Origin of the sequence: Pelotomaculum propionicicum, assembly GCF_004369225.1 — a bacterium.
Lineage (GTDB): Bacteria > Bacillota > Desulfotomaculia > Desulfotomaculales > Pelotomaculaceae > Pelotomaculum_B > Pelotomaculum_B propionicicum.
In genome coordinates this window covers 33637-43052 of record NZ_QFFZ01000032.1, presented here as the reverse complement: position 1 = coordinate 43052, position 9416 = coordinate 33637, and the positions used below count along the sequence as shown (strand labels likewise).

The 9416-nt window shown below is 52.9% G+C and carries 10 protein-coding genes; 9 read left to right on the top strand and 1 reads right to left on the bottom strand.

Annotated elements, in window-relative coordinates; translation table 11 throughout:
• The first annotated feature begins 362 nt into the window (after positions 1-362).
• From ftsE to Pmgp_RS13100, 7 genes are all read left to right on the top strand, one after another.
• Entirely contained in the window at positions 363-1049 is a 687-nt protein-coding gene (gene ftsE, locus Pmgp_RS13130) for a cell division ATP-binding protein FtsE (protein WP_134214436.1), read from the top strand.
• Positions 1027-1926 (top strand): permease-like cell division protein FtsX, encoded by a 900-nt coding sequence (ftsX, locus tag Pmgp_RS13125; protein WP_345789148.1) that lies wholly within the window; start codon positions 1027-1029, stop codon positions 1924-1926. The genes ftsE and ftsX overlap by 23 nt, the downstream gene beginning before the upstream one ends.
• Positions 1927-2032: 106 nt before the next feature.
• Entirely contained in the window at positions 2033-3163 is a 1131-nt protein-coding gene (locus Pmgp_RS13120) for a murein hydrolase activator EnvC family protein (RefSeq protein ID WP_243119845.1), read from the top strand.
• Positions 3164-3320: 157 nt separating this feature from the next.
• The gene (locus Pmgp_RS13115; RefSeq protein ID WP_134214434.1) at positions 3321-4478 is read left to right on the top strand and encodes a S41 family peptidase; all 1158 of its coding nucleotides are present in this window, start codon (positions 3321-3323) and stop codon (positions 4476-4478) included.
• Positions 4479-4608: 130 nt separating this feature from the next.
• On the top strand, positions 4609-5862 hold the full coding sequence (locus Pmgp_RS13110; RefSeq protein ID WP_134214433.1) for a PDZ domain-containing protein: 1254 nt from the start codon (positions 4609-4611) through the stop codon (positions 5860-5862).
• A 135-nt stretch (positions 5863-5997) separates the two neighbouring features.
• Complete coding sequence (locus Pmgp_RS13105; RefSeq protein ID WP_134214432.1) at positions 5998-6192, top strand: CooT family nickel-binding protein; 195 nt, start codon at positions 5998-6000, stop codon at positions 6190-6192.
• 144 nt (positions 6193-6336) lie between these two features.
• The gene (locus tag Pmgp_RS13100) at positions 6337-6945 is read left to right on the top strand and encodes a uracil-DNA glycosylase (RefSeq protein ID WP_427910037.1); all 609 of its coding nucleotides are present in this window, start codon (positions 6337-6339) and stop codon (positions 6943-6945) included.
• 26 nt (positions 6946-6971) lie between these two features.
• Here Pmgp_RS13100 and Pmgp_RS13095 read toward each other — a convergent pair whose 3' ends face one another.
• Positions 6972-7310: a DUF2508 family protein gene (locus Pmgp_RS13095; RefSeq protein WP_134214431.1), complete on the bottom strand. Its 339-nt coding sequence runs from the start codon at positions 7308-7310 to the stop codon at positions 6972-6974.
• A gap of 154 nt (positions 7311-7464) precedes the next feature.
• Between Pmgp_RS13095 and Pmgp_RS13090 the strand changes: the two genes are divergently transcribed.
• Positions 7465-8985, top strand: a complete 1521-nt coding sequence (locus tag Pmgp_RS13090) for a substrate-binding domain-containing protein (protein ID WP_134214430.1) — start codon at positions 7465-7467, stop codon at positions 8983-8985.
• Complete coding sequence (locus Pmgp_RS13085) at positions 8930-9415, top strand: hypothetical protein (protein ID WP_134214429.1); 486 nt, start codon at positions 8930-8932, stop codon at positions 9413-9415. Before Pmgp_RS13090 ends, Pmgp_RS13085 begins: the two co-directional genes overlap by 56 nt.
• The last annotated feature ends 1 nt before the right edge of the window (position 9416 follow it).

Genomic DNA, 9416 nt, shown 5'->3' with positions numbered 1-9416 from the left:
TTTACCCTCGAATACCTCTTTTAAAGAATGGCTATCATTGGCGGCGGCCCCTGGTTTCATATTGTCTTTTCATGGGTTTGCTTAGTTTCTTTCCATTTTTCAAAGATACTTGGACTTAAGAGCCTAATGTAACGGTTTTGCCTCATGATTCATCCTATCTTTCTGTAATGGCTCTCCCCTCCCGGGCTTAATTCATACTGCATAGTATTATCTCCCTATTTTCGTCAACAACTGCTTTTTGCCTTCAAACTATTAGTCCCCCTTTGCTTTTTGTCCCTTTTCAGGAAGGATTCAACGCTTTTGCCGTCGAATTTTTCTATAGTCTGTAGTATGCGTCGATTTTAAATTGAGAGGTGCGGGGATTGATTCAGCTGCAAAATGTGACCAAGGTTTACCCAGGTGGCAACAAAGCGCTCTCTGATGTTACCCTGCGCATTAATAAAGGCGAGTTTGTCTTTCTGGTCGGCCCCAGCGGGGCGGGCAAATCTACCCTGACCAAGCTTTTATACAGAGAGGAGCTTCCTTCTCGCGGCCAGATTATCTTCAACGGGAAAAACGTGGTGCGTATGCGCCAAAAGGATATTCCCTACCTGAGGCGTAAAATCGGTATGGTTTTTCAGGATTTTCGCCTGCTTTCGCAAAAAACCGTAGCAGAAAACGTAGCTTTTGCTTTGGAAGTAACCGGCGCTTCCAATCGGGAGATAAAAAAGACGGTGCCTGCCGTTTTAAGCATGGTAGGTCTAGCTGAAAAGGCGGGTGTTTTCCCGGGCCACCTGTCCGGCGGAGAGCAGCAGCGGGTGTGCGTGGCGCGGGCGATTGTGAACAACCCGATCCTGATCATCGCCGACGAGCCCACGGGCAACCTGGACCCGGAAACGTCCTGGGAGCTGATGAAGCTCTTTAAAGAAATTAACAGGCGTGGCACCACTATCATCATGGCCACCCACGCCTGGGATATCGTGAATGCCATGAAAAAACGGGTGGTTGAACTCACAGGCGGTAAAATCGTGCGGGACGAGGAAGAAGGTGCTTACCGCTATGAGGATTAAGACCATTTCTTATTATTTCCGGGAGGCCTTTCAGTCTGTAGTGCGCAACAGTTGGATCTCCATCGCGTCGATTGGAGTTGTAGCTGTTTCTTTGCTGATTTTAGGCAGTTCCATGCTGCTGGTGATGAATGCCAACAACATTGCCGCCAACCTGGAATCCAGCGTTGAAATCAGTGTGTTTCTAAAAGATCAGACCACTCCCGATCAGATTAAGGATCTTGAAAATAAAATAAGAGCCATGCCTGAAGTGACCCAGGTTGTTTTTATAAGCAAGCAGCAGGCTCTGGAAGAGATGAAGGAAAGCTTCGGTGATAAAAAAGATATCCTGTCCGGCCTGGAGGAAAAGAATCCGCTGCCTGACACTCTCCGTATAAAGACAATCACCGCCGGCCAGGTGGCGCCGCTGGCCGGTGAGTTTGAGTCGTTCGCCCAGGTGGACCAGGTACGCTATGGCCAAGGCGTGGTGGAAAAGCTGCTGGCCATGAGCAAGTGGGTCCGGGCGGCGGGACTGGCTACCATGATCCTGCTGGGAATCGCAGCGGTATTCCTGATCGCCACCACTATCCGCCTTTCTGTTTATGCCCGGCGCAAGGAGATCGGCATTATGAAATTCCTCGGGGCAACCGACTGGTTTGTCAGGTTTCCTTTCATCCTGGAGGGCATGGTGCTCGGGCTGGCCGGCTCGCTTATAGCTGTGCTGGTTGTTTACTTCGGATACCTCTCCCTGATCGGAAATATTCAGCTCTCACTGCCTTTTATGCAGCTGGTGACAGACCGTGATTTGATTAAACCGCTGATGGGAGGGCTTATTGGGCTGGGATTGATTATCGGTGCGACAGGTAGCTTGATCAGCATGCGCAGGTTTTTGAGGGCGTAGATAAGCTGAATTTCTAATTAAATGTAGGTTCGGATTTATCCGAACAAAATCAGTTAAGCAGTTGATAATGTTAGCCGGCAATATCTTATTTTAAAGGGTGATTTGTTTGTTTGCAGGTTTTTTTAAGAAAAAAACGTTGTTCCTGGTAGTGGCGATGGTGATACTGACGGGCACACTGGGTATAGCGTACGGCGAAGACCTGGAGGATCAGTTGAACCAAACCAGGGAGCAGTTGGAGCAGACGAGGTCTGAAGCCGACCAGGCCAGAGGCATTGTCAATGATTATGCGGGGCAGGTGGCTAACCTAAACAGCCAGATCACTCAGAGAAGCCTTCAGCTCAAGGAGTTGGAAGACAACATGGCCAGGGTCAGCGAAAATCAACGTCAGACCGAGGCCGAACTGAGAGATGCCGAGAAAAAACTTGACCAGAGTACGGAGATGTTAAACAAAAGGGTGCGCACTATGTACGAGGCGGGTAATGTCAGCTACCTTGAAGTTCTTTTTGAAGCGAGTGATTTCAGCGACTTCATCAACCGCCTTGAGATGTTAAAGCGGGTGGTGCAACAGGACGTATCAACTGTTAATCAGGTTAAAGCCGACCGTCAGAGACTTGACAATAAAAAGGCCGACCTGCAGGTCCAGCAGGAAATGCTCGCAGCTTTGATCACCGAGCAGGATGCGGCCCGCAAAGATCTTGCGCTCAGGCAAAAAGAGAAAAATATTCTATTAAGCAAGGCGGAGTCCGACTTGTGGGATATTGAAGCCGAGGAGGCCAGGCTGGAAGCTCAGGAACAGTCTATTTTGAAAGAGATCGCCCGACTGCGCTCGAAAGACCGTCCTGCCTCCAGCGGCGGGTTCGCCTGGCCGGTGCCCGGCTGGACTGATATTTCCTCACCCTTCGGCTACCGCGTACACCCCATCCTGGGCTCGACCCGTTTTCACTCGGGCATTGACATTCCCGCGGATTACGGGGACACCGTGGTGGCGGCTCAGGACGGCACCGTTATAGATGCGAGTTCCATGAGCGGTTTCGGCAATATTGTGATGATCGATCACGGCGGGGGCGTCACGACTCTGTACGCTCACCTGTCTAGCCAACTGGTTTACCAGGGTCAGGAAGTAAGAAAAGGGGACCCCATTGCCAGGATTGGCAGCACCGGGCTTTCCACGGGCCCGCACCTTCATTTTACTGTTTATGTCAACGGTGAACCGGTAGACCCGATGAACTATTTTTAATAAAACCTAAAGATTGTATGACTCCAACTATGCCGCCGGGATTATTGATCCCGGCTTGTGCTTCTAATAAGGGTAGAAATCCTTAATTATTGGACATGTTTGCCACAGTAATGTAGTATAATAACGTATGTGAAGACAGGAACGGCAGGTGTGAGTTTTGGACTATAATAATTACAAGACCAGGTCTGGCGGCGGCAAGTGGCTTAAGACGGCGGGGATTATACTGGTTGTCCTGTTTGTGTTGGTGGGCGGCCTTCTAGCCAGCGATTATAAACATTTCGGCAATTTGATTAAAGTGATCACTCTGGTGCGCACGCAGTACCTGCAGCCGGTAAACTCCACCCAGCTGGTGGACGGCGCCATAAAAGGCATTGTAGACTCGCTGGATGATCCCTACTCAGTGTACCTGGAACCGAAAACCTACGCGCAGCTCAAGGAGCAGATCAAAGGTTCTTTTGGGGGTCTGGGCATACTGGTGGGCTTAAAGGAGCAAAAGCTCACAGTAGTGCGCGCCTATCAGGGGACGCCGGCGGCCAAGGCGGGCATTCAAGCCGGTGATGTCATTTCCAGAATCGACGATAGAGACACCAGCGGCATTGATATGGAAACCGCCTTAAAGCTGATGAGGGGGCCTGTCGGTTCGTCTGTAAGCCTGACTGTAACCAGGCAGGGTAATGCCGAGCCGCTGCAGTTTGCCCTGGTCAGGGAGGAAATAAGTGTGCCTACGGTGGAAGGCCAGGTGCTGTCAGGCACGAAAATCGGCTATATTATTATCAGCCAATTTACGGAGCGGACAGCTGAAGAAATGAAAGCAACGCTCAGCAAGCTGCAAGGTGAGTACATTACCGGCCTGATTCTGGACCTCAGGGATAACCCGGGCGGCGAATTGGGCACCGCGGTAAATGTGGCGAAAAACTTTATACCCAAAGGCCCGATTGTTTTTATTGACTACCGTGTCGGTGAGGACCAGGAGTTTTCCTCCGAGGGCCGTACAATAGGGCTCCCTCTGGTTGTTTTGATCAACGGCGGCAGCGCCAGCGCTTCCGAGATACTGGCTGGAGCGGTGAAAGACACGGGCGCGGGTACACTGGTAGGCACTAAAACTTTTGGCAAGGGCGTTGTCCAGACTGTTTTCCCGCTGAACAACGGGGCCGGTCTGAAGTTGACTACCGCCCGCTATTTAACACCCAATAAAAATGATATCAACCAAAAAGGGGTCGAACCGGATGTCCTGGTGCAGCCCCTGGAAGACAAGTCCCGCGACGTGCAGCTTGACCGGGCGCTCGAAATAATTAAACAAAAAACCGCCGGTTAAATCCAAATACTGTACATTACTAACAGAAGTATTAAAAGATTTGGGGACATTGCTCTAAAAGAGGTGTCCCCTTTCCACAGATGAGTAAACTCGCAGCGGGAAATACTTTTCAGAGTTGAGGTGACGCCGCTTGTTTCCTTTTTCTGAAGTGCTGCCCTTAATCTTTATAAGTTTCCTGCAGGCCTTCGCCGACCCGGCTTTCCTGTTTCTTTTCCTGGTGGTGTTCGCTTTGATCGCCGTGCAGTACAACCGGATGGAAAGGTTGAGGACGGACTTTTTTGGGGTAAAGACCAGGCGGAGTGGGATCGACATACTCGTGGCCACGGGTTTCGGCCTGCTGGGCGGCCTGGCCGGCAGCTGCCTGCTGGTTTTTGTGGGCTTGACCATTTCCGGTGACTTGTATTACCTGTGGCCGGTGGCCGTTTTACTTATGCTGGTCAATATCCGCTTTTTATGCTTTGCCTACGCCGGGGGCATCCTGGCCCTGTCCAGCCTGCTGCTGGGATACCCGCAGATAAGCGTACCGCAGATCCTGGCCCTGGTGGCCATCCTGCACATGGTGGAGAGCTTTTTGATCCTGGCCAGCGGCCATTTAGGAGCGGTGCCCGCTTACGTCAAGGGGCCGGAGGGTAATGTGGTCGGCGGCTTCACTTTGCAGAAATTCTGGCCTATCCCCATTGTGGCGCTGGTGGTACTGGCCGGGAGTTCCATTGAAGGAAGCAGTGTGGCAATGCCTGACTGGTGGCCTTTAATCAACCCGGTTGTTCAGGGGGACCTCCAGAACCTCATTTTTATGCTGCAGCCTCTGGTGGCGGGGCTTGGCTATGGTGATATCGCCATTGCCAGGAGCCCGGTTGAAAAGAGCAGGCTTTCCGCACTTTTCCTGGGTATCTACAGCCTGACCCTGCTGGCGCTCGCGTTATTGGCCGGGCAAAGCAGGATAGTGGCTTTTTTCGCGGCGCTACTTTCTCCGCTCGGGCATGAAGCGGTAATATATATAGGCAAAAGGATTGAATTGAAGGGAAAGCCCCTTTATGTTCCCTCGGAGCAGGGATTACGAGTTATGGATGTGCTGCCGGGAGGACCGGCCTGGCGCTCCGGACTGCGCCCGGGGGATGTCGTTATGTCAATAAACGGGATCAGGCCTCTGAGTAATGCTGAATTCCGTTATTTGATGCAGAACTCCATACCGCCCGTGGCGGTAGACTACCATAGCCGCTCTGCCGGGACGTCCAGGAGTGTAATTGTGGCCCAGGCTGTACCGGGGCAAACCTGGGGCTTGGCGCCAGTTCCTGAAAGCAACGAAAGCCGGTACCTGGAACTGCTCACAACTGGCCCCTTGGGGCGGTGGCTGCAACAAGCCTGGGGCAAATTTATGCGTTGACTCTAATAGTGGGCGGGGATATAATCAAGTCAAAAGGCCCGGATGATATCAGTCTGAATAAGGAACATTGCGCGGCAGGACGCGAAGGCCTGTCCGGGTGACAGGCCGCAGCTGTTTTACGGAGGTGAAGATATTTTGTGTGAATCTAACGCTTATCTGAGGAAGCAGGGAGAGCAGGATGAGCTTTTCCTGGAAGCGGTGGACCGGGTTGTGCCATACGAGGATGGCTTGCTGCTGGAGGATATCTTTGGGAAGAGGAAAATGATCAAAGCCAGGATTGCTGAACTGTCCCTGGTTGACCACAAGATCATTCTGGAAAGGATTGAATAAGGAACAAGAATACAGAATTCAGGAGTCAGAATTCAGAATAGAGAATAAAAACAAATCACGCTGATCTGGGATGGACCGGTTGCGTGATTTTTTTTGCAGGAAAATCCGGGGTGCGGGAGAAAAGAACTTTTAGGGGGTGGTGTCGTGAACAAGGTTACTTACAGGGAAGACCACGATCTGAGCGGTGTTAACAGCCTTGAGGAGCTAAAAGAAATGGCTTTGCCCTGCAAACGCTGCGCTTTACGGGCCGGTTGCACCGGCGTGGTTTTCGGGGAGGGGAATCCCAATGCCAGATTGATGCTGATCGGTGAGGGACCAGGCGCTGACGAAGACCTGCAGGGGCGTCCTTTTGTCGGCAAGGCAGGCCAGCTGCTGGACCAGATCCTGGCTGCAATTAACCTGGACCGGTTCACACATACCTATATTGCCAATGTAGTAAAGTGCCGTCCGCCGGGCAACAGGGCGCCGCGTCCGGAAGAAGCCGGGCAGTGCCTGCCCTGGCTTTACAGGCAGATCGAACTGGTTTCCCCGGATCTGATCGTCCTGTTGGGGAGCACCGCCCTGCAAAACCTGATCGATCCGGAAGCAAGGATTACTAAAATGCGCGGCCAGTGGCTGGTCAGCAAAAGCGGCATAAAAATCATGCCCACCTACCACCCGGCCGCCCTCTTGAGGGATATGAACAAGAAGCGCCCTGTCTGGGAGGACTTCCAAAAGGTCAGGGATGAATACAAGATCATAGCTGAAGGATAAAGAGCCGGCCGATGTGCCCGGCTTTTTCATCCTGTGCAGATGGGCGCGTTATCCGCGTTGCCGGCAGGGGTGTGCACCATGTTTTCACAGGGATATTCCGCCAGGGCCGGCCAGGCCCGCACGCCCTCTCTCCTGGCCTGTTCCAGCAGCGCCATGTAGCGCCTTTCAGCCGCGTTAATTTTGAAAATAACATATTCGTCGAGGTCCCGGTCGATGTGGTCCAGTTCTCTGAGTGCCTCCCGCCAGTCGCGCCGGGCGTTCTCCACAGCAGTTACTAAAAAGGGAGGAGCAGGTCCTTCCAGTGCCTCTTTGATCCTGGTTATTTCTCCCTGGTACAGGTTTTTAAATGCTGAAACAACCTTCATCAATTATCACCTCATTATTAATTATAATGCAAAATATGGAAAATAGAAGATTAAATAACATAAATTGTAATATAATCGTTCGACTTACCGCTCAATATTTAGACAGGATTTTAGACATAATAAAAAATCAATAGCGGTAAACGGGGTGAAGGCCGTGTACGGTATAAAAAAATGCCTTTTATACTTGTTAGTCATGATTATCTTTATCACTACCATCCCGTTTTTATACGGGTGTTCTAAAAAGGGACAGCAGCAAAAGAAGATAGTCAGCAACGGCGGCCAGGAAATTAAAATAGCAGTCAGCCTGGCCGATATGGAAAGAGATGGCAACCGGATCATCAAAAAAATCATGTCGGACCGCCAGAGCGGCCAGGGCCAAAACAGCCAGCAGAATGGCACTCAAAGTCAGCAGGGAGGGCAGCAAGGCGGCCAGGGGCAAAGCGGTCAGCAGGCCGGCCTCGATGTTGTACCGGTGCAGGGCGGCGGACAAGGAACTCAGGGACAGCAGGGGGGACAGGGGCAACAGAGCGGCCTGCAGGGGCAGCAGCGGGTGAATATCAGCTGGCTGGATGCTAAAAACGATCCGGCTCAGCAGGAAAAGGACCTGGACCAACTCATAAACCAGAATGTTAAGGCGGTGGTTCTCCAGGTGGTGGACCCAGCCGCCGGACCCAGGCTGGTGCGCAAGCTGGCCCAGGCCAATATCAGGGTAATCGCTCTGGAAACACTACCGGTCAACTCACCGGTAGATGGGTACATTGCCTCCGACCATGCCCGGACCGGGGAGCTCATGGCCCGCTACATTCTTAGCGCTGCCCAGGGGCGCCCGTCTCCGCTGAAGACGGTCATTCTCCAGGGCGATAAAAATGACCGGGTTTCGCGTGACATCACTTCATCGGTGCTGGAATATTTGCGGGATCAGCCGCAGGTACAGGTGGTTCAGGTAAAGGAACACACACAAGGGAACCCGCAGCAGGCTACGGCTACTCTTGAGCAGGCGCTGGCTTCAGCCAACAACCAGATCGACGCTGTGCTGGCCACTGACAGCCGTATGGCTGCGGCAGCCGCCTCCTTGCTAAAGAGCCGGGGCCTGGACCAGCGGGTGATTACTGTGGGGGTGGGCGCTGACCAGCAAGCCACCCGCGCGCTGGCGGCCGGTGAGCATGACGCTGAAATTGATGTGATGCCCGATTTGATTGCGCAGTATGCTTTTGACGCTGCGGTGGGTATGGCCACCACGGGACACTGGCAGTACGATACCCAGGTTAAAAACGAGGACTTTGACGTGCCTGCCAAGGTAACCCCGGTACGCTTGATCACAAAAAGTGAAGCTTACCTTCTGGAGCAGCGCTGGAACAAGATGGGCGGCCAGCAGGCGCAGCAGGGACAGCAAGGGCAGCAAGGCCAGCAGGCACAGCAGAGTGGCCAGGGCCAACAGTCCGGCAGCCAGGGCAGCGGAAGTGGCAGCGGGCAAGAGGCTCAAGGCAGTTCAGGCCGTAAAACAACACTAAGGGTCACCACCCGGGATGGAAAAACCGTGGAGATGCAGATAAACGGTGAAATCAAAAAAATTGAGACTATAGACGGCGCCGGCGCCGGCAAAGCAGGCGGCGGACAAAGTGAAGGGAGCGGCTCCGGCGGCGGCCAGTCCGGCGGCGGGGGTGGGCAGTCTTGAAGGTTTATGTGAACCTCCTCCGGGACAAGCCCGTGGGTTTTCAGGGGCGAAGTTCTATAAAATTACCTATCAAACAGAGATAGCTGTAAATGAAATCAGAGTGGCGCCGGCGGCTCCCGCGGCAGCCAGACTTGTCCTGAAAGGTGACCTGTACGATGTGGAGCATGCCGAGCCGGCTGAAGCCAGGGTTAGTGCCAGGGAAGCCGCGGAAGCAAATGAATTTGCAGTTGTTGCCGCTGCTCCCGGTGTGGCGGTTGAGACGGTGGTTGCCGCGGGAGAGATTGCGCTGGAGGATACTGCCGCGGCGGCAAGCAGGCAGCACATACAAGGAGGACATTCCCTGCGGGGGTGTCCACTTTTTTTGCTAAAAAACAGAACATACTTTTGGTCTGTGGGTGCTTATGGTATACTAATAATATACTGCGAATAAG